An 18,863-nucleotide genomic window follows, 5' to 3' on the forward strand; every position below is an offset into this window, starting at 1 on the left:
GGCAACAGGCTTTTAAAGACGCACTGGCGTCAACAGAGGATTTGAATCATGAACGAAGACGATGCGCTGTTTCAGAAAGGCATGCCGATTCGCCGGGAGGTGCTCGGCGCCGACTATGTCGATGCTTCGATGGAAAAGGCCGATGCCTTCATGATGGCGTTCCAGCGCGCAACGACTGCATGGGTCTGGGGATGGGCATGGGGCGACGAGACGCTCGATCGCAAGACGCGCAGCCTGCTCAACCTCGCGATGTTGACTGCTGCGGGTCATACCAACGAACTCAAGCTGCACGTCAAGGGTGCGCTCAACACCGGTGTGAGCGTCGATGAAATCAAGGCGACGCTTTTGCATGCAACCGCATACTCGGGCATCCCGCATGGCCTGAGTGCATTCAAGGCTGCACACGAAGTGCTGGTGGCCGAAGGGGTGTTGAAGTGAGCGTCGATGGCTGAAAGCAGCGCCTCCTTCCCCAGCAAAGCATCAAGCTTGTCGGTATCCGGCGAAACCTTGCCACGGAAATAATCAATCCAGACGCTCGAATCCACGAGCGTCATCGATCGGTCCTCATGGCGGCGAGATCACCTTCCCAGTGGAGTTTTCCGCGGAACTGGCGAATCTGCTCTTGCTGTTTGAGCCTGATGATCGTCTTCAGACCGAGCTCGACGGCTTCCCGCTTGGTTTTGACACCGGTCGCGGCAAGTGCCTCGGCCATCAACTCGTCGTCGATTTCAATGTTGGTACGCATGGCATACTTCGCGGTGTCGCTAGATAGTTATCGTCGGCTCGACGCCGGCCTCAGCCAACCGTTCGCTGTAACGTATGCTGACATATTTAGCCCCTCAGTCGGAGTGGTCGATCAAAGCGCCTTCCGCGCCCGGTTGGCGGGCGTGCTGCGCCTGTTCAAGTGCATCCATAACGAAGTCCGTCGCCATCGGCAACCATGACCTTCGCGGCACAGGATGAAATGTAGTATAATGTACAAACTTTTGTACAAAATCACCGCATACGGAGAAAGCCATGTCCATCTCGGCCAGTGATGTGATTCCGCTGTCCCAAGCCCGGACCAATCTGTCTGAACTGGCCGACCAGGTGAAGGCCGGGGCGGAAAAAATCGTCACGAAAAACGGCGAAAGCTACGTTGCCATCATCGACGCCCAGCGGCTGGATTACTACCACGCGCTGGAACGCGAACGCATCCACCTGTTGCTGATAGAAGACGCCCGCAAGGGCTTGGCTGACGTATCTGCGGCCAATGTGAAAGATGCTCGCAGCACCCTTTCTGCCATCAAGCGCCGCCGCGCCACCAAAGCAGCCGGCTAACTGGCTGATTCGCCCGTGACAGCCCTCCATACCGTCAAGCTCACCGCCAACTTCGAGCAGAACCTTGAAGAAATCGAAGCGTTCCTGCTGGAAGCCGAAACTTCGCAAGCGTTTGATGCGCTGCTCGACGAACTGACAGATACCGTCATCCCTAATCTGGAACGCTTTCCCGGCATGGGCCGTTTGTTTCTCGAACGGCCTGCCCGCTCCGTTGAGGCAGGCAACGGCATTGCCCGTCTGACCAGACAACTCGACGTCATTGCCGAAGGCAGCGAATTACGCGAGTACGTAACGGCGCACTACCTGCTGCTGTATGCGCAAATCACGGGCACGGTGTATCTGCTATCCATTCGCCACCAACGGCAATTGTCGTTTGATTTGGCAAGTCACTGGCCGGCGTGAGCGGATAGCCGGCGAGAATCATTCCAGAGCGGGGCCTTGCAAATCGGGATGACAGTCGGGGTAGGATAATGGCCTTTCCAGCCACATCCGGCGATCTCGCCCGGGGTGCCGCACCCATCATCTCGCACCGATGCCCCTCGACTACCCGACACTCGATGCGCTGCGCACGCGCCACCCCGCGTGGCGCCTGTTACGCTCCGATCATGCACCGCTGGCGGTCAGTTTCCTGCACCGCGTATTCGTCGCACCAAACGTCCGCGTGGTGGCGGCTCCCGTTCTTGCCGAAGCACTCGAGGACGAGCTTTACGGATTGCGCGAACAGCTTGGCGAAGGCGCTTTCCCGAAGCCCGCGCTCGAGTATCTGAACGACTGGGCCGGCCCCGAAAAGGGATGGCTACGCAAGTTCTATCGCCCAGGCTCGGATGAACCGCAGTTCGACCTGACCCCCGCCGCGGAGAAAGCGATCGCGTGGCTCGGCACACTGACGGAGCGCAGCTTTGTCGGCACGGAATCGCGGCTCTTGACACTTTTCGAACTGCTGCGGCAGATGGGCGAAGGTAGCGAGGCAGACCCGGAAAAGCGTCTTGCCGAGCTCCACGCGCGGCGCAGCCAGGTCGACGAAGAAATCGCTCGCGTGGAGGCGGGTGACGTTCGGCTGCTCGACGATGCCGCGCTCAAGGACCGCTTTCAGCAATTCACGCAGATGGCGCGCGAACTGCTCACCGACTTCCGCGAAGTCGAACAGAACTTTCGGTTGCTGGACCGGCATGTACGCGAGCGAATCGCGCTCTGGGAAGGATCGAAGGGCGCGCTCATCGAGGAGATCATGGGCGAGCGCGACGCGATCGCCGATTCGGATCAGGGCAGCAGCTTCCGGGCGTTTTGGGATTTCCTGATGTCGAGCCGCCGTCAAGAGGAACTCTCGGAACGGCTCGGGCGCGTGCTCGAGTTGCCCGCGATCCTGGAAATGCGGCCCGACGCGCGCATGCGGCGCGTCCACTATGACTGGCTGGAAGCGGGCGAACATACGCAACGCACGGTTGCTCAGCTCTCGCAGCAGCTTCGACGCTTCCTCGACGATCAAGCGTGGCTCGAAAACCGCCGCATCATGGACATTCTGCGTGGTATCGAAGCGAAAGCGCTTGCGCTGCGCGAAGCGCCTCCGCCAGGCCCCGTCATGGAGATCGAGACCGCATCCGCCGACATCGAGCTGCCGATGGAGCGCCCGCTTTACATGCCGGCGCTGCGCCCTCTCATCGCCAACGTCGCACTCGAGTCCGGCGAGGCGGACCTCGATTCCTCGGCACTCTATACGCAGATCGTCGTCGATCGCGCGCGCCTCGCAGGCCACATCCGCCGCTGTCTCCAGGATCGGCCGCAAGTGACGCTGGCCGAATTGGCTGCTTCACAGCCGCTCGCGCATGGGCTCGCCGAGCTCGTCGCCTATATGCAACTGAGCGCCGACGCGGGATCATTTCGGGCGACCGTCGACGAAACCATCTCCGATACCATCGAATGGCAGGCGAACGACGCCAACGGAACAGTAATCGTCAAGCGTGCGACCATGCCGCGCGTGATTTTCACAAGGTAGAGATGACGGAAGAACAGCAAGCCTCGTCGCCTGGTCGAGGCGATTTGCCGGCGGTTGCGATCGCGCTGCTCAAGGGTGTGGTCTATCGCGATGGAAACGAGCGCCTCTGGGCCGCGCTGCTCGAATTGCAGACGCACGTGCGCGACTACGTCGCCGTGCTAGGCCTCGAACTGGTCATGGACGATGCGGAGGGCTACGCCTTCGTAAAAAGCCGCGCCGAGCACGATGCCGAAGTCGACGGGGACCAGCCCAGGCTGCCCCGGCTCGTTGTCCGGCGCCCACTGTCGTTCCCCGTGAGCCTGCTGCTCGCGCTGCTGCGAAAGAAACTGGCGGAGTGGGATGCGGGCGGCGGCGACACGCGGCTCGTTCTTGCCCGCGAGGACATCGTCGAACTCGCACGCGTATTCCTTCCCGCGAGCACGAACGAGGCGCGCCTGGTCGATCAGATTGATACGCACGTGAACAAGATCGTCGAGCTGGGCTTCCTGCGCCGGATGAAGACCACGAGCGGGCCGCCCACGTTCGAGGTGCGGCGTATTCTCAAGGCGTTCGTCGATGCGCAATGGCTGCTCGATTTCGACGCGCGGCTCGCGGGCTATCGGGCGCACCTTCAGGATTCGACGGTTTGGGACCAACGGGAGAGTCGCGATGAATGAACCGCGCACACTCGGCCTCGATTTTGCGGCCGACGACACCCTGACGGGCTTTCGCCTTGAGCGACTCGAGGTTTTCAACTGGGGAACCTTCGACGAACGGGTCTGGACGCTGCGGGTCGATGGCCGCAACGGCCTGCTGACAGGAGACATCGGTTCCGGCAAGTCGACGCTCGTCGACGCCATCACCACCCTCCTCGTGCCCGCGCAGCGCATCGCCTACAACAAGGCGGCAGGCGCCGACAGCAAGGAACGCACGCTGCGCTCGTATGTTCTCGGCTACTACAAGTCGGAGCGCAACGAGGTCACGGGGACCGCAAAACCCGTGAGCCTGCGCGACCACAACAACTATTCGGTGATCCTGGGGGTATTTCGTAACGCCGGATACGATGCCACGGTCACACTCGCACAGGTATTCTGGATGAAAGACGCGCAGGCTCAACCAGCGCGGTTCTTCGTCTGTGCCGAACGCAACCTCTCGATCGCAGCCGACTTCTCGCGCTTCGGCACCGACATCGCACAACTGCGCAAAAAGCTGCGCGGATCGGGTGCCGAAATCGAGGACACGTTTCCGAAATATAGCGCGTGGTTCCGGCGGCGCTTCGGAATCGAAAACGAGCAAGCGCTTGAACTCTTTCATCAAACGGTATCGATGAAATCGGTGGGCAATCTCACCGACTTCGTACGCAGCCACATGCTCGAGCCGTTCGAGGTCGCACCGCGCGTCGACGCATTGATCACTCACTTCGACGATCTGAATCGCGCGCACGAGGCGGTACTGAAAGCCAAACGCCAGGTGGAACTGCTGACACCGCTCGTCGACGACTGCGACCGCCACAGCGAGCAAGGACGTGTTCTCGAAGGCTGGCGCGACTGCCGTGAAGCATTGAAGCCCTACTTCGCCGGGCTCAAGCTCTGCCTCATCGAGCGCCGCCTTCAATTGCTCGACGAGGATCATGCGCGAGCGACCTCGCGAAAGGCTCGGCACGACGAAGCGCGGGACCAGGCACGCCAGCGCGTGGACGATTTGCGCCGCGCCGTGGCCGAACAAGGGGGCGATCGCATCGCACAGCTCGAGGTTGAAATCCGCGAGCACGAGCGAGAAAGAGCGCGGCGCCGCGAACGCGCGCAACGCTATGCCGCCATCGTTACGCTGCTCGGCGAAATGGAAGCCACGGATGAGGCTGCATTCGTTTCCCAGCGTCAACGTCTGGCCGAGCAGCGCGGTTCGCTCGTCGACGACGAAGCGCAAAAGCAAAATGCGATTACAGAATGGAGTGTGGCACTCCGCGAAGGGAAAGCGCGGCATGATCTGCTAGAGGACGAAATCGCGAGCCTGAAAGCTCGACGCAACAACATCCCGAAGGAACAAGTCGCGATGCGCTCGAGCCTATGCTCGGCGCTCGGTCTGGAGGAAGATGCCCTGCCGTTTGCCGGTGAACTCGTTCAGGTGCGCGAGGATGCGCGCGATTGGGAGGGCGCCGCCGAGCGCGTCCTGCGCAACTTCGGCCTGTCGCTGCTCGTGCCCGACGAGCACTATGCGAACGTCGCGGCGTGGGTCGATCGCACTCATCTCCGGGGGCGGCTCGTCTACTTTCGCGTGCGCGCCGCGCGTGTAGCCGAGGCCATGGAGCTACACCGCGACTCGCTTGCGCGCAAGCTCGCGATCAAGCCCGATTCGCTGTTCTATGGCTGGCTCGAGCGCGAAATCGGCCGCCGTTTCGACTATGCATGCTGCGATACGCAGGAGCAGTTCCGGCGCGAGACGCGCGCGATCACGCATGCAGGCCAGGCGAAAGCGCCGGGGGAACGCCACGAAAAAGACGATCGCCACGCGCTTGACGATCGCAGCCGCTACGTGCTCGGTTGGAGCAACACGGCCAAAATTGCGGCCCTCGAAGCACAACGGCGAGCGCTCGAGGTTCGGCTCGGCGAGATCGGGCAACGGCTAGGAGAGGCCCAAAGCGGGCATGCCAAGGTGCGGGAGCAACTCGAAGCACTTGCGCGTGCCCGCGAGTTCGTCGAGTTTCGAGAAATCGACTGGCCGAGCTGCGCCGCCGCAATCGCGCGCCTTGCAGACGAAAAAGCGCGCCTCGAATCGGCAAGTGACGCCCTCGCGGAGTTAACGGCTCAATTGGACTCGGCGCAAGTAGCGTTAAAGGAGAGTGAAGCGGCGATCTCGGAAACCGACTCGGAACTGGGCGGCATACGGGCCAGGCGAGAGGCAGCGCAAGCGCTGTGCGACGAGACGCACGCGCTCGTTGCAGAAGTGAATTCAGAGCTTGCCGAACGAATCGAGGCCCTCCGAGCGGAGATCCTCGGCGAACATCAGCTTTCCGTCGAGTCATGCGACAATCGCGAGCGGGACGTTCGCGAAGCGTTGACAACCCGCATCGACAACGAAACGAAGTCGCTTGGCCGCCTGGCCGAAAGAATCGTCAAGGCCATGGTGGCCTTCAAGGATGCCTACAAGCTCGAAACGGCCGACTTCGATGCGAGCCTCGACGCGAGTTCCGAGTACCGCGACATGCTCGCACGGCTGCAAGCGGACGATTTGCCGCGCTTCGAAGCTCGTTTCAAAGAGCTGCTTAACGTCAATACGATCAACGAGATCGCCAACTTCCACGCGCAGCTCGCGCGCGAACGGGAAACGATCAAAGAACGCATCGAACACATCAACGAATCCTTGCGGCAAATCGACTACAACGCGGGTCGATACATCGTCCTAGAGAGCCAGCCCAGCCCCGACGCGGAGATCCGCGAATTCCAGAGCGACCTGCGTGCTTGCACCGAGGGCGAACTCACCGGCTCGGACGATAGCCAGTACTCGGAGGCCAAGTTCCTGCAAGTCAAACGGATCATTGACCGCTTCCGCGGCCGCGAAGGGTTGACCGAACAGGATCGGCGCTGGCGCGCAAAAGTGACCGACGTGCGCCACTGGTTTCTGTTCGCCGCCAGTGAACGTTGGCGCGAGGACGACAGCGAATACGAGCACTACTCCGACTCCGGCGGTAAATCGGGTGGCCAGAAGGAAAAGCTCGCCTATACGATCCTTGCCGCGAGCCTCGCCTATCAGTTCGGCCTCGAATGGGGTGCCGTGCGTTCCCGATCGTTCCGCTTCGTCGTCATCGACGAAGCGTTCGGCCGAGGCTCCGACGAATCGGCGCAGTACGGTCTCACATTGTTTCAAAAACTGAACCTGCAACTGCTGATCGTCACGCCGCTGCAAAAGATTCACATCATCGAGCCTTTCGTTTCGAGCGTCGGATTCGTTCAGAACGAAGGCGGGCGCGCCTCGAAGCTGCGCAACCTGTCGATCGACGAGTACCGCGCGCGCAAGGCGGAGCTCGAGCAATGAACTGGACCACAAGCGCCGACCTGCGTACGCGCCTCCAGCGCCTATGGGAGCGCGGCGAATGGCTGCGAAGCGTCGCAGACGGCGCCGAGGGGCCATTCCCGCTACGCCTTGCGATAAAAGGCCCGAGCTCATCTGAGTTGGCTGAACGCTTCGACGCGGTACGCGCATGGATCGCGGAAATTGTCGCGACACCGCGCGTACGCATCGAATGGCGAGAGATCAATCATCGAATTCTCGGCCTGCAGCGGTTGCCTCAAGCAGCCTGGGTCGACAGTCTGGACGATGCGCTCGCTGTCGCAGGCAAGCGCCGCGACGCAGCGCAGTTCGAGCGACTGCTCGAAATCACACGCTCACGCCAGCCGAAGCTCACTACGTGGCTTGCGCAGCGCCCGTTGCAAGCGCTCGAACTCGCCGGCGATTGGGAACGCCTGCTGGCAGTCGTCGATTGGCTGCAAGCACATCCGCAGCCGGGCGTATATCTTCGCCAGGCCGAAATCGCCAACGTCGACACGAAATTCATCGAGGCGCGGCGCGGCGTCCTCGCCCAATGGCTCGATCTCGTCCTGCCTTCCGAAGCAATCGACAGCAGCCGGACAGGCGCCGCCCAATTTGCCGCTCGCTACGGGTTCCGCGAAAAACCACCCCGGATTCGATTTCGCGTGCTCGACGAGAGGCTTGCCGTTCTGCCCGGCATGTACCGGCCCGACATCGCACTCGACGCTGACAGCTTCGCGCGCCTCACACTGCCGTGCCGCCACGTGTTCATTACCGAAAACGAGATAAATTTCCTGACGTTTCCCGATGTTCCGCAATCAATCGTGCTCTTCGGAGCGGGCTACGGTTGGGAAGCGCTAGAGCCGGCTCGATGGCTCACGGACTGTGCGCTCCACTACTGGGGCGACATCGATACGCATGGCTTTGCCATTCTCGATCAATTGCGTTGCCGATTCCAGCACGTTGGCTCGTTCTTGATGGACCGCGCGACGCTGATGGCGCACGAAACGTTCTGGGGAGACGAAAGCGATCAGGTCATACGCGATCTGCCGCGACTCACGGCGCAAGAGCGCGAACTCTTTGACAACCTGCGTGACAACCGGATTCGTCATGGATTGCGGCTCGAGCAAGAGCGCGTCGGATTCGGGTGGGTCAGGGCGGCGCTAGAGGAACGGGCTTGCGTTTAGGTCCCACCAATCTCACCGCCAGGCGCAACTCGAATGCGACGCGAAGAAGTCGCCTCGAAGAGGCCTGTCCTAACCTCCCAGGCACACAGACTTTTCCGGAGCTTCAGTCTATTCGCACCGCCCGCGCCGCCACGTAGCCGGCGGTATGCCCACCATACTGGTAAATACCCGCGTGAGATGAGACTGATCGGCAAAACCCAATTGCTGCGCGATATCTGCAATCGGCTCCGTGTGTGCACGCAGGCATTGCTTCACCCGCTCGATCTTGTATTCAAGCAGCCAGCGATGCGGGGTCGTGCCGACCGTCTGCCGGAAGGCCTTGATGAAATAGCTGCGCGACAGCCCGCACGCAGAGGCAACATTCGAGATGGATATTTCGGAAGCCGAGTGCTGCACAAGGAGCGCCTTCGCACGTTCGACCTGCCAACCGGCCAGCATCCCGCGCGCCGGCAACGCGCGCGCGGTGGTGCCATAACGCTGCACGACATGAAGCTGGATTGCATATGCAAGGTGCGCTGCAACCGTCCGGCTGGCTGGCCCGTCGCTGGCGGCTGCCGTCAGCAGTCCGCCCGACAGGCATTGCAGGACCGCATCGGCCTTGCCGCCTGGACAACCGAGATCGCGAACCTCGCGTCGCCCCGTCGCGCGCGCTGACTCGAGCAACGCGCGCTGCGGCAGGGACGCGAACAGCAGGTCGAACGGCTTCAACAACCGCGCCTGATAGCATTCGCCACCGCGCGTGATCCACACGCCCGCTCGTACCAACTGCTGCCCTACCTCCTTCGACGGCTCGCGGTGCGTGTCGATCAGCGACATCCCGATCAAGTACCGATCCGGCAACACCGCCAGCGCGACCGCGCCGAAGTCCGGTACGCCACAGCGCACTCGAGTCAGATCCGCGAAGCCATGCAATTCGGTTGATGCGTCGAGCGACTCGATCGACGCGCCGTCGAACGCAGCCCGGATGCTCGCGGGCACTGATTCCATCACGTTCATCAATTGCTCCGTGTGTGTCAAAGCATCGAATCAGCGGATGCCGCTTTCCCGGGCCGCGTCAACCGCGGCGATGGCTTCGTCGTTCGGGACGCGCCGATACATGTTGCACAGCGGCGCGGTGCCGAAACCCAGGCGGGAACGGAGCGCGATTCTCATGAGCAACCATGCGCAATCGCGAAGCGCCCCGGCCAGCCGCTCAGGCCGCTGCCTGCGCGAGCGTCGGGTAGTCGGTCAGGCCCCGCTCGCCTCCGCCGAACAGCGTGTTGCGGTCGTGCAGTTCGAGCGGCGCTCCGGTGCGCAGGCGCTCGGGCAGGTCGGGGTTCGCGACGAACGGGCGGCCAAACGCGACGAGGTCGGCCCAGCCTGCGGCGATCGCTTCGCGCGCGCGCTCGGCGGTGTACTTGCCCGCGTAGATCAGCACACCGGGATACGCGGCGCGCAGCTTTCGCTTGAATTCGACCGGCATCAGCGGCGCGTCGTCCCAGTCGGCTTCCGCGATGTGCAGGTAGCCGACGCCGAGCTCGCCAAGCAGCTTCGCAGCGGCGAGGTAGGTCGTTTCCGGATCGTCGTCAACGCAGCCGTTCAGCGTGGTCAGCGGCGCGAGGCGAATGCCGACACGCGACGCGGCGCCCGTACCCTCGATCAGCGCCTGCGTGACTTCGGCGAGGAAGCGCAGCCGGTTCTCGAGCGAGCCGCCGTATGCGTCGGTGCGCGTGTTGGCGTTCGAGTCGATGAACTGGTTCACGAGGTAGCCGTTCGCGCCGTGCAGCTCGACGCCGTCGAAGCCGGCGTCGATCGCGTTACGCGCGGCGGCGCGGTACTGGTCGACGATCTCGCGAATCTCGTCGATCGACAGCGCGCGCGGCTCGGAGGCCTGCACGAAGCCCGGCGTGCTGCCGTCTTCACCGGCGACGAACACGTTCACGCCCTTCGCCTGGATCGGCGACGACGACACGGGCGGCTGGCCGCCAAGCAGGCTCGTGTGACTCAGCCGGCCGACGTGCCAGAGCTGCGCGAAGATGCGGCCGTGCGCGGCATGCACGGCATCCGTCACCTTGCGCCAGCCGGCGACCTGCGCCGGCGTGTGAATGCCGGGCGTCCATGCGTAGCCCTTGCCGAGCGGCGCGATATAGGTGCCTTCGCTGACGATCAGGCCGGCGCTCGCGCGCTGCGCATAGTACGCGGCCATCAATTCGTTGGCTTCGTCGCCAGGCTGGCTGGCGCGCGAACGCGTCATCGGCGGCATCACGATGCGGTTCGGCAGCGTCAGCGCGCCGAGTTGCAGCGGTTGGAAGAGCGGATCCTGGTTCATGCGGGGTGTCCTGTCGATGCCGCGGCCAGCGGGCCGCGGACGGATCAATTGGCGGGCGGCGCGTTCAGTCCCACTTCGGCGCGAGGCCGGCGGGGTCGACTTCGCGGCCGTTGCGTTCGAGCGCGGCGATCTGCGCCATGTCTTCGTCGGTCAGGCGCAGCGTCTGCGCGAGCAGGTTGCTCGCGAGGTTCTCGCGCTTCGTCGACGACGGAATCACCGAGTAGCCGAGCTGCAGCGCCCATGCGAGCGCGACTTGCGCCGGCGTCGAGTCGTGGCGTTGCGCGATTGCGCCGATCACCGGGTCGCCGAGCACCTTGCCGTACGCGAGCGTCATGTACGACGTCACGTGGATGCCTTCGCGCGTCAGGAACTCGGCGAGCGTGCGGTTCTGCAGATACGGGCTCAGCTCGATCTGGTTCGTCGCGATCGCCTCCTTGCCGACCGCGGCGATCGCCTGCTTCGTCAGTTCGATGTTGAAGTTCGAGATGCCGATCCGGCGCGTAAGGCCCTGCGCCTGCGCGTCGGCGAGCGCGGTCATGAACGTGTCGAGCGCAACGCCGTTGCCGGGGGCCGGCCAGTGGATCAGGGTCAGGTCGACGTAGTCGGTGCGCAGCTTGAGGAGGCTTTCTTCGAGGCTCGGCACGAGCTTGTCGCTCGCGTAGTTGTCGACCCAGATCTTCGTCGTGAGGAACAGGTCTTCGCGGCGCACGCCCGATACGGCGATCGCTTCGCCGACTTCGGCCTCGTTGCCGTAGATCTGCGCGGTGTCGATCGCGCGGTAGCCGAGTTCCAGGCCGTTGCGGACCGAGTCGATCACGACCTGGCCTTGCAGGCGGAACGTACCGAGGCCGAATGCGGGAATCTTGCCCATCGTGTGCTCCTGGAAGGGATGGAACGGTTTCGATCTGTCAGTCATTCTGGTGGTTGAGACTGATGAAATAAACGCGGTTAGCGGTCAAAAATATTTGATTTGAAATCAAATATCGACGATGACTTCGGTGCCACGCGACTCGACGGGTTCGGCCGTGCGTTCGGGCAGGCCATGGCGGCTGTCGAGACGGCCGCTCAGTGCGGTGAGCGCGAACGCGCCGAGCGTGACGGCCGCGGCGATCCACGGCGTATGGCCGAGGCCGTCGTTCGCGACGATCAGGCCACCGAGCGACGAGCCGCCCGCGACGCCAACGTTGAATGCGGCGATGTTGAAGCCCGATGCGACGTCGACGGCGTCGGGTGCAAAGTGGCGCGCCTGCTTGACGACGTACACCTGCAGGCCCGGCACGTTGCCGAATGCGACGGCGCCCCACGCGAGCATCGTCAGCACCGCGAGCCACTTGACGTGAACCGTGAAAGTCAGCGCGAGCAGCACGATCGCGAGCAGCACGAAGATCTGCTTGAGCGCCTTCACGGGGCCGACGCGATCGGCGAGCTTGCCGCCCCACACGTTGCCGAACGCGACCGACACGCCATAGCCGACGAGCACGAGGCTGACCTGCGACGGCGTGAAGCCGGCGATCTGTTCGAGCAGCGGCGCCATATACGTGAACGCGATCAGCGAGCCGCCGTAGCCGACCGCCGTCATCGCGTACACGAGCAGCAGGCGCGGTTGCGCGAGCACGCGGAACTGGCGGGCGAGCGGCGCGGGCGGCGTTTGCGGCAGCGCGCGCGGCACGAACGCGACCGCGCCGACGAATGCGACAAGGCCGAACAGTGCGACGATCAGGAACGTCGCGCGCCAGCCGAAGTGCTGGCCGATGAAAGTGCCGAGCGGAATGCCCGCGACGAACGCGACGGTCATCCCGCTGAACATCGTCGCGATCGCGCTGGCGGCTTTATCCTTCGGCACCAGCGTGGTAGCGATGATCGAGCCGACCGAGAAGAACACGCCGTGCGCGAGGCCGGTGAGGATCCGGGCGACGATCAGCGATTCGTAGCCGGGCGCCTGCCAGGCGACGAGGTTGCCGACGGTGAAGAGCGCCATCAGCGCGGCGAGCAGCGTCTTGCGCGGCACGCGGCCGGTGAGCGCGGTGAGCAGCGGCGCGCCGATCGCGACGCTCAGCGCGTAAAGGCTGACGAGCAGGCCCGCGGACGGCAGGCTGACGCCGAGGTCGGCGCCGATCGTCGGGATCAGCCCGACGATCACGAATTCGGTGGTACCGATGGCAAAGGCGCTGATGGTCAGCGCCAGCAGGGCGAGTGGCATGATGGGCGTTCCTGGGTCCGGTGAGGATGGAACGCAGTGTGCCGACTTTACTTTTGTGGAAAAACAGGGCTATAAACCAAATTGTTTTGATTTCAGATCAACAATGAAGATCACGCTCGACGAACTCCAGGCCTTTGCCGCCGTGGTCGACACCGGTTCGATCACCGCCGCCGCGCAGCAACTCGACCTCACCGTGTCGGCTACGAGCCGCACGCTTGCGCGGCTCGAGGAGAAGCTGAAGACCACGCTGCTGCGCCGGACCACGCGCCGGCTCGAACTGACCGAAGAAGGCCGCGCGTTCCTGCAGAATGCCCGCGCGATCATCGAATCGGTCGAGAACGCGGAGGAGCAGATGCTCGCGCGGCGCGAGATACCGTCGGGGCGGCTGCGCGTGGACGCTGCGACACCGTTCATGCTGCACGTGATCGTGCCGCTCGTGCGCGGCTACCGTGAACGCTTCCCGAAGGTCGAGCTGGAGCTGAACAGCAACGAAGGGATCATCGACTTGCTGGAACGGCGCACCGACGTTGCGATCCGGATCGGCCGGCTCAAGGATTCGACGCTGCACAGCCGGCACATCGGCAACAGCCGGATGCGCATCCTGGCGAGTCCCGCCTATCTCGAAGCGCATGGCCAGCCGCGCAAGGTCGAGGATCTCGACAAGCACACGCTGCTCGGCTTCACGCAGCCGGAATCGCTGAACGTGTGGCCGATCCTCGGCGCCGACGGCGAGCCGCACCGCATCGAGCCGGGCGTGTGGTCGTCGAGCGGCGAGACGCTGCGGCAGCTCGCGCTGGAGGGCGCGGGCATCGTGTGCCTGTCGGATTTCATGACCACGCCGGATCGCGAGGCGGGCCGGCTCGTGCAGTTGTTCGCGCGCCAGACGCTCGATGTCCAGCAGCCGATTCATGCGGTGTATTACCGGAACACGGCGATTTCGTCGCGGATTGCGTCGTTCGTCGATTATCTGGTTCATGCCATCGACGGCGATGCGTCGGCGCGGCCGTCGTTGGTATGGGCGAACAAGGCCTAGCTGGCTGTTGAATGGCGCCTTGTCGTGACCATGTGGCCGCCGCGCCCCATTTTTCGGTGCTTCAGGCTATTCGCAACGGTCGCGCCGCCACGTAGCCGGCGGTATGCCCACCATACTGGTAAATACCCGCGTGAGATGAGACTGATCGGCAAAACCCAATTGCTGCGCGATCTCTGCGATCGGCTCCGTGTGTGCACGCAGGCACTGCTTCACCCGCTCGATCTTGTATTCAAGCAGCCAGCGATGCGGGGTCGTGCCGACCGTCTGCCGGAATGCCTTGATGAAATAGCTGCGCGACAGCCCGCACGCAGAGGCAACATTCGAGATGGATATTTCGGAATCGGACTGCTGCACCAGGAGCGCCTTCGCACGCTCGACCTGCCATCCCGCCAGCATCCCGTGCGCCGGCAACGCGCGCGCGGTGGTGCCATAACGCTGCACGACATGAAGCTGGATTGCATATGCAAGGTGCGCTGCAACCGTCCGGCTGGCTGGCCCGTCGCCGGCGGCCGCCGTCAGCAGCCCGCTCGACAGGCATTGCAGGACCGCGTCGGCCTTGCCGCCTGGACAATCAAGATCGCGAACCTCGCGTCGCCCGGTGGTACGCGCCGACTCGAGCAACGCGCGTTGCGGCAGGTAGGCGAATAGCAGGTCGAACGGCTTCAACAGCCTCGCCTGATAGCATTCGCCGCCGCGCGTGATCCACACGCCCGCTCGCACGATCTGCCGCCCCGCCGCTTTAGACGGCTCGCGATACGTGTCGATCAACGACATCCCGATCAAGTACTGATCCGGCGACACCGCCAGCGCGACCGCGCCGAAGTCCGGTGCGCCATAACGCACTCGAGTCAGATCCGCGAAGCCATGCAATTCGGTTGAAGCGTCGAGCGACTCGATCGACGCGCCGTCAAACGCAGCCCGGATGCTCGCAGGCATTGATTCCGTCACGTTCATCAATTGGCTCCGTGTCTGTCAGAATTCCGCCCGTCCACATGCGTCTCGATTTCCGATGAGCGCATCGTCCGGAACCGCTGTCACGCGCAAGCTTAGGCGCACGGCCACGATATCGATAGAACAGAGTTGTACTTATTTCAGAAACGTCACCCGGCTTCGCCATGCGCTCGGCCTGCACGCCTTTTTTGTGTAAAGCAGACTTTCCGCCAAAATTCCGTCATACAAACAAGACGCCGCCTGCCGCGCACGTTAGATTGAACGCTTCGCTCAGCCGTTTGCGTATTGAAAGCAGCCAATTCCACCATGGATTCACTCCAAAACGTGCTGCGGTGTCTGGACCAATCGTTCGACAGTCACGCGATCCGGATATCGACCGACCGAATCGCGCGCGCGCAGCCATACGGGACGATCGGTGACGTGCCAGCGGGCACGCCATTGAGCGAACAGGGCATCCGCAGCGATGCGATGTACGTGGTCCTCGACGGCGCTCTGCGCGAGTATGCCCCGAATCCCGGCGTTCCGATCGGCACGCACGCATTCAGCGGCGAACTCGATCTGTTGGTCAATACGGGGGCAACGACGACGATTGTCGTCGCCCGCGCAAGCCGCCTGCTGCGGATCGGGCGCAAGATGCTGAAGCGCCTGCTGCGCAACGATCCCGATATATGCGGCTTTCTCATCCGAACGTTCGTGCAGCGCCGACTGCGCGCGTTCGCCCGCGCGGCCAATCCGGTTGTGCGCACCTCGTCCTGGCGACGCACGACAGTACCTCTGTCGTGGCACCACGACTACGACCTCGCGATCGTCGGTACCGGATTCGCCGGCCTCGTCGCCGCCGCGCAAGCGATCGCGCACGGTCTCGACACGGTATGGGTCGATGGTCAGCTTCCTTACGGCATTGACAGCGAACCGGAACCGCTCACGCCGCAACTCGCACATCGGATCGGTCCGCACTTGACCGTGCATGGCGTGTATGTGCGCCTCGATTGCGCCAGCTATCCTTTCGTCCTCAAATCGCGCGGCGGCGACTCGCTTCGCACGCACTCGGTCATCGTCAATTCGACGCTGCGTCCCGATTACAATCGCCACGTCGCGCAGATCCGGATGCGAGCGAATACGGAGTGGCTCGATGGCGCAATCGACGTCAATCCCGGGGGCTTCGTGCTCACCGGCAGATCGGCGCGCGGCTCGATGCGCGCTGCACCGTTCGAAAGCTCACAGCCCGGCGTGTTCGCAATCGGCGACGTGCGGTGCGCGAACGTGCGTCCGACCCTTGTCAGCGCGATTGAAGGCGCGGCAGCCGTCGATGCGGTGCTGAACTTTCTGCGTGCCGACGGACGATAGTGCCTTGCCCTCCAAGCCAGATTCTGGACATTCAACGCTTCAGGACGTCCGTGTCAGCCCTACGGCGCCATGCGCCAGGCGGCGTGCCGGTCAAACTCGCGAACGCGTGCGTGAAGTGACTCTGGCTCGAGAAGCCGCAGTGCAGCGCAATTCGCTCAAGCGTCCAATCGCTGCGCAACAGCAGTTCCTTCGCGGCGGCAACACGCTGTTCGAGCAGCCACTGGTGCGGTGTGGTCTGCGTGGATCCCCTGAAGGCCTTGATGAAATAGCTGCGCGAAAGCCCGCACGCAGTTGCAATCTCGTCAATCGAGCGCACGCCGGCCATCAGCATGTCTTTCGCGCGTGCCTCGTGCAACGCGGATAGCACCGCGTGGCGCGGGCCGCTCCCGCGCGGCCACTGCCCGAATGCGTGAAGCAGGTGCGTACCGATCGCAAGGCCGAGATGGTCGAGCAACAACGGCATCGTATCGTCCTCGGCGGCCAGCGCGAGCGCGAGCGTTCGGCCAATCTGGCCCAACAGGCGGTCATGATGCGCGACCGCCGGTGCGATACCGCGAACCTCGCGCTGTCCCGTCAAGTCAGTCAAGACTGCAAGCGGGATCTCGACGAGCACGAAGTCGAAATCCGCATGGAGATCCGCGCGATATTCTTCGGAAAAGTCGCGCACATAGATTGAGTCGACTGCGAAATCGTGCGTGGCCGCGTGCCGTCCGCGCAAGATCGCACGGCGATGGCCATTGGTAAGCGAGATTCCGACCAGCACGCCGCGATCGGACGCGGGCGTCGTCACGCGCGACAATCGCGCGTCGTGTGTCGCCTTTCGGTAGAAATGGAACGATTCTGTCCGCCGTTCGAAGTCTTGCGCGAAGGTTTTCGACTCGCAGCCGAGGGAGTCCTTGCCGGCTAAGTGTGGCGGAGCCTGCTGCACGATCCGGTCCATATTTCGCTTCCAGAATTGACTGTTACCGTTGCTCATACACGCGCAGCGTCGTGCCATCAAACGAGGGGGCGATCCACGACTTGAGCAGGTTTCCCGCCCTATCTCGTCCGATGCACCAACCGCACGGTATGCGATGGTGACTGAATGATGAGCACCCGGGATGATGATTTCTTGAACATTCTTGCCTGTTTTTGCACGATTCGCATCCTGTTTGTCGAGTGGCTTCAGCACAGTCGCGCACTGGCGCGATACATACTGTCGCGTCGCCATACGTCTGATGAATTCGTGAGGCCCTCAAGCAGCGCTTTTCATGCGGTTGATGTTTTCGCGTGCCAGGAGAAGGCTGCGTAGGCCATTGCGTACGCTATCCGGGTGGGTGGCATTGCACAAACCGAGCCAGTTGACCGTCATCGGTTCGCACGCTTGTTCGTGGTTCGGCTGCCGACTAAGGACCGGGTATCCGCATTTCGACGTTTGAGCCAACGCAATTCGGGTCTTGAGCGGCGGCGCTGCCTGCCAAGGGTCGGCAAGCGCAACGCATTTGGAAGGCGGATCACGCGTGCGTGCGCGATCTTGATTCGTTGGCAGAGCGGTTGTTGAATGGCGATGGCGATGGCGATGGCGATGCCGTCTCGGCCCGGAGTCATCGCGTTTGCACGGGCCGTGTCCGGTTACCGAGGCTGAAGATGGCGTCGCCGCAGACGATCTTCGCGCCGGACAACGCGCACTGACCGGAGCGCACTGCACGCCCCGGCTTCCAGCGCTGTTCATGGTGGCCGAAAACGCCGGGCTCGTGCCAGCGCACGAGCAGCACGACATCCGAATACGCCAGTACCTGCACCCGTGCACTCATTCGACGTCACACGCTGCTCGGTCTTCCGACGACCGGCGTCATCCCGCGAACGGCGCGTCGCGCTCCGGTGAACCGGCTCCTACCAGCCATACTTGAGCTCCAGACCTGCATAATCGGCGTTGTGCCCGCCCGCCTGCCGGATCGCGTCGCCGACCTGGAAATGCACGGCTTCGATCGAGCCGATCAGGTTCGCCGCAATCGTCCAGTCCGCACGCAGCTGCACGTACATCCCCGTCCACAGCCCGCCCTTGCCCGCGGTGCCCGGCACGGCCTGATTCGCTTGCTGATAGACGGCGTCGCCAGTCGTCTCGCGCCACTGGAAACCGAGCGCGCCGAGCAGCGACAGGTTCGCCGACGGCTTGAGCGTGACCGACGGCTTCACGTGAATCAGGTTCGCATAGCCCGTATACCCGGCGAGCGTGAAGTAGTAGCCGTTCGGAAACAGCGTGTTGAAGGTCTCGACCCGGCCGTCGTGCGGGTGCCGGTCGCCCGACGCCGCGTCGACCTGCAGCGCGACGCGTGGCGACCACGGCATGTCGAGCTTGTAGCCGGCGATCGAGCCGACCGCCCACGCGCCGATCGTGTCGCGGCCGACCGTGCCCGTCTGCAGCATCGCTTCGATATCCCAATCGAAGCGGCCGCGCGTGCCGGAATAGCGCAGGTCCCACACGTCGCGATGCTCGGGGCCGCTCGCATCGATGAAACGCGCGTTGTTGCGGTTGTAAC

19 protein-coding genes and 1 pseudogene are annotated in these 18,863 nt (G+C 63.3%); 9 read left to right on the plus strand and 11 right to left on the minus strand.

What is annotated here, in order from left to right:
• Positions 1 to 48 precede the first annotated feature (48 nt).
• Positions 49 to 438 carry a carboxymuconolactone decarboxylase family protein gene (locus DID96_RS33390; RefSeq protein ID WP_124603468.1) on the plus strand — a complete coding sequence of 130 codons (390 nt, stop codon included), beginning with the start codon at positions 49 to 51 and terminating at the stop codon, positions 436 to 438.
• A gap of 112 nt (positions 439 to 550) precedes the next feature.
• Here the strand turns inward: DID96_RS33390 and DID96_RS33400 are convergent, their stop codons facing one another.
• Together DID96_RS33400 and DID96_RS33405 are read right to left on the minus strand one after the other, a co-directional pair.
• Entirely contained in the window at positions 551 to 745 is a 195-nt protein-coding gene (locus DID96_RS33400; protein ID WP_124603469.1) for a type II toxin-antitoxin system VapB family antitoxin, read from the minus strand.
• A 28-nt stretch (positions 746 to 773) separates the two neighbouring features.
• A pseudogene (locus DID96_RS33405) lies at positions 774 to 932 on the minus strand (IS3 family transposase); the annotation flags it as partial.
• An 85-nt stretch (positions 933 to 1,017) separates the two neighbouring features.
• Between DID96_RS33405 and DID96_RS33410 the strand changes: the two are divergent.
• The 6 genes from DID96_RS33410 (at position 1,018) to DID96_RS33435 (ending at position 8,505) form a co-directional block, all read left to right on the plus strand.
• On the plus strand, positions 1,018 to 1,320 hold the full coding sequence (locus tag DID96_RS33410) for a type II toxin-antitoxin system Phd/YefM family antitoxin (RefSeq protein ID WP_124603470.1): 303 nt from the start codon (positions 1,018 to 1,020) through the stop codon (positions 1,318 to 1,320).
• A gap of 15 nt (positions 1,321 to 1,335) precedes the next feature.
• Positions 1,336 to 1,722, plus strand: coding sequence for a type II toxin-antitoxin system RelE/ParE family toxin (locus DID96_RS33415; protein WP_124603471.1), 387 nt, complete (start codon positions 1,336 to 1,338; stop codon positions 1,720 to 1,722).
• Between the two features lie 130 nt (positions 1,723 to 1,852).
• Positions 1,853 to 3,313 (plus strand): DUF3375 domain-containing protein, encoded by a 1,461-nt coding sequence (locus tag DID96_RS33420; protein WP_124603472.1) that lies wholly within the window; start codon positions 1,853 to 1,855, stop codon positions 3,311 to 3,313.
• Positions 3,314 to 3,315: 2 nt separating this feature from the next.
• On the plus strand, positions 3,316 to 3,969 hold the full coding sequence (locus DID96_RS33425; protein ID WP_124603473.1) for a DUF4194 domain-containing protein: 654 nt from the start codon (positions 3,316 to 3,318) through the stop codon (positions 3,967 to 3,969).
• Entirely contained in the window at positions 3,962 to 7,324 is a 3,363-nt protein-coding gene (locus DID96_RS33430; RefSeq protein WP_124603474.1) for an ATP-binding protein, read from the plus strand. Before DID96_RS33425 ends, DID96_RS33430 begins: the two co-directional genes overlap by 8 nt.
• Positions 7,321 to 8,505 (plus strand): DUF3322 domain-containing protein, encoded by a 1,185-nt coding sequence (locus DID96_RS33435; RefSeq protein ID WP_124603475.1) that lies wholly within the window; start codon positions 7,321 to 7,323, stop codon positions 8,503 to 8,505. Before DID96_RS33430 ends, DID96_RS33435 begins: the two co-directional genes overlap by 4 nt.
• Positions 8,506 to 8,613: 108 nt before the next feature.
• On the opposite strand, the gene DID96_RS33440 is transcribed toward DID96_RS33435, so the two are convergent.
• From DID96_RS33440 to DID96_RS33460, 5 genes are all read right to left on the minus strand, one after another.
• Positions 8,614 to 9,501 carry an AraC family transcriptional regulator gene (locus DID96_RS33440; protein ID WP_124603476.1) on the minus strand — a complete coding sequence of 296 codons (888 nt, stop codon included), beginning with the start codon at positions 9,499 to 9,501 and terminating at the stop codon, positions 8,614 to 8,616.
• A 30-nt stretch (positions 9,502 to 9,531) separates the two neighbouring features.
• A complete protein-coding gene (locus DID96_RS33445) occupies positions 9,532 to 9,657 on the minus strand; it encodes a hypothetical protein (RefSeq protein ID WP_409333836.1) in 126 nt (41 codons plus the stop codon).
• Positions 9,658 to 9,697: 40 nt separating this feature from the next.
• On the minus strand, positions 9,698 to 10,813 hold the full coding sequence (locus tag DID96_RS33450) for an alkene reductase (RefSeq protein WP_124603477.1): 1,116 nt from the start codon (positions 10,811 to 10,813) through the stop codon (positions 9,698 to 9,700).
• Positions 10,814 to 10,877: 64 nt separating this feature from the next.
• Positions 10,878 to 11,684, minus strand: coding sequence for a 2,5-didehydrogluconate reductase DkgB (dkgB, locus tag DID96_RS33455; RefSeq protein WP_124603478.1), 807 nt, complete (start codon positions 11,682 to 11,684; stop codon positions 10,878 to 10,880).
• 105 nt (positions 11,685 to 11,789) lie between these two features.
• The gene (locus DID96_RS33460; RefSeq protein WP_124603479.1) at positions 11,790 to 13,013 is read right to left on the minus strand and encodes an MFS transporter; all 1,224 of its coding nucleotides are present in this window, start codon (positions 13,011 to 13,013) and stop codon (positions 11,790 to 11,792) included.
• 103 nt (positions 13,014 to 13,116) lie between these two features.
• Here DID96_RS33460 and DID96_RS33465 point away from each other — a divergent pair, with 103 nt between their 5' ends.
• Positions 13,117 to 14,046, plus strand: a complete 930-nt coding sequence (locus DID96_RS33465; RefSeq protein ID WP_124603480.1) for a LysR family transcriptional regulator — start codon at positions 13,117 to 13,119, stop codon at positions 14,044 to 14,046.
• Between the two features lie 66 nt (positions 14,047 to 14,112).
• Here DID96_RS33465 and DID96_RS33470 read toward each other — a convergent pair whose 3' ends face one another.
• Positions 14,113 to 15,000 (minus strand): AraC family transcriptional regulator, encoded by an 888-nt coding sequence (locus DID96_RS33470; protein WP_124603481.1) that lies wholly within the window; start codon positions 14,998 to 15,000, stop codon positions 14,113 to 14,115.
• A 435-nt stretch (positions 15,001 to 15,435) separates the two neighbouring features.
• On the opposite strand from DID96_RS33470, the gene DID96_RS33475 reads away from it, so the two are divergent.
• Positions 15,436 to 16,344: a cyclic nucleotide-binding protein gene (locus DID96_RS33475; protein WP_124603482.1), complete on the plus strand. Its 909-nt coding sequence runs from the start codon at positions 15,436 to 15,438 to the stop codon at positions 16,342 to 16,344.
• 31 nt (positions 16,345 to 16,375) lie between these two features.
• Here the strand turns inward: DID96_RS33475 and DID96_RS33480 are convergent, their stop codons facing one another.
• The 3 genes from DID96_RS33480 to DID96_RS33490 form a co-directional block, all read right to left on the minus strand.
• Complete coding sequence (locus tag DID96_RS33480; RefSeq protein WP_260464105.1) at positions 16,376 to 17,554, minus strand: AraC family transcriptional regulator; 1,179 nt, start codon at positions 17,552 to 17,554, stop codon at positions 16,376 to 16,378.
• A 373-nt stretch (positions 17,555 to 17,927) separates the two neighbouring features.
• Entirely contained in the window at positions 17,928 to 18,137 is a 210-nt protein-coding gene (locus DID96_RS33485) for a DUF3331 domain-containing protein (protein WP_124603483.1), read from the minus strand.
• A gap of 79 nt (positions 18,138 to 18,216) precedes the next feature.
• The coding region (locus tag DID96_RS33490) for an alginate export family protein (protein ID WP_185732448.1) at positions 18,217 to 18,863 on the minus strand (647 nt) is incomplete at its 5' end.

The organism is Burkholderia sp. Bp8963 (assembly GCF_003854275.1).
Lineage (GTDB): Bacteria > Pseudomonadota > Gammaproteobacteria > Burkholderiales > Burkholderiaceae > Burkholderia.

Coding starts and splice junctions, on each gene's coding strand:
- DID96_RS33390 (WP_124603468.1), top strand. CDS start 49: ATGAACGAAGACGATGCGCTGTTTCAGAAAGGCATGCCGATTCGCCGG.
- DID96_RS33480 (WP_260464105.1), bottom strand. CDS start 17,554: ATGGCGACGCGACAGTATGTATCGCGCCAGTGCGCGACTGTGCTGAAG.
- DID96_RS33470 (WP_124603481.1), bottom strand. CDS start 15,000: ATGAACGTGACGGAATCAATGCCTGCGAGCATCCGGGCTGCGTTTGAC.
- DID96_RS33450 (WP_124603477.1), bottom strand. CDS start 10,813: ATGAACCAGGATCCGCTCTTCCAACCGCTGCAACTCGGCGCGCTGACG.
- DID96_RS33440 (WP_124603476.1), bottom strand. CDS start 9,501: ATGAACGTGATGGAATCAGTGCCCGCGAGCATCCGGGCTGCGTTCGAC.
- DID96_RS33420 (WP_124603472.1), top strand. CDS start 1,853: ATGCCCCTCGACTACCCGACACTCGATGCGCTGCGCACGCGCCACCCC.
- DID96_RS33465 (WP_124603480.1), top strand. CDS start 13,117: ATGAAGATCACGCTCGACGAACTCCAGGCCTTTGCCGCCGTGGTCGAC.
- DID96_RS33425 (WP_124603473.1), top strand. CDS start 3,316: ATGACGGAAGAACAGCAAGCCTCGTCGCCTGGTCGAGGCGATTTGCCG.
- dkgB (WP_124603478.1), bottom strand. CDS start 11,684: ATGGGCAAGATTCCCGCATTCGGCCTCGGTACGTTCCGCCTGCAAGGC.
- DID96_RS33410 (WP_124603470.1), top strand. CDS start 1,018: ATGTCCATCTCGGCCAGTGATGTGATTCCGCTGTCCCAAGCCCGGACC.
- DID96_RS33485 (WP_124603483.1), bottom strand. CDS start 18,137: ATGAGTGCACGGGTGCAGGTACTGGCGTATTCGGATGTCGTGCTGCTC.
- DID96_RS33445 (WP_409333836.1), bottom strand. CDS start 9,657: ATGAGAATCGCGCTCCGTTCCCGCCTGGGTTTCGGCACCGCGCCGCTG.
- DID96_RS33400 (WP_124603469.1), bottom strand. CDS start 745: ATGCGTACCAACATTGAAATCGACGACGAGTTGATGGCCGAGGCACTT.
- DID96_RS33435 (WP_124603475.1), top strand. CDS start 7,321: ATGAACTGGACCACAAGCGCCGACCTGCGTACGCGCCTCCAGCGCCTA.
- DID96_RS33430 (WP_124603474.1), top strand. CDS start 3,962: ATGAATGAACCGCGCACACTCGGCCTCGATTTTGCGGCCGACGACACC.
- DID96_RS33460 (WP_124603479.1), bottom strand. CDS start 13,013: ATGCCACTCGCCCTGCTGGCGCTGACCATCAGCGCCTTTGCCATCGGT.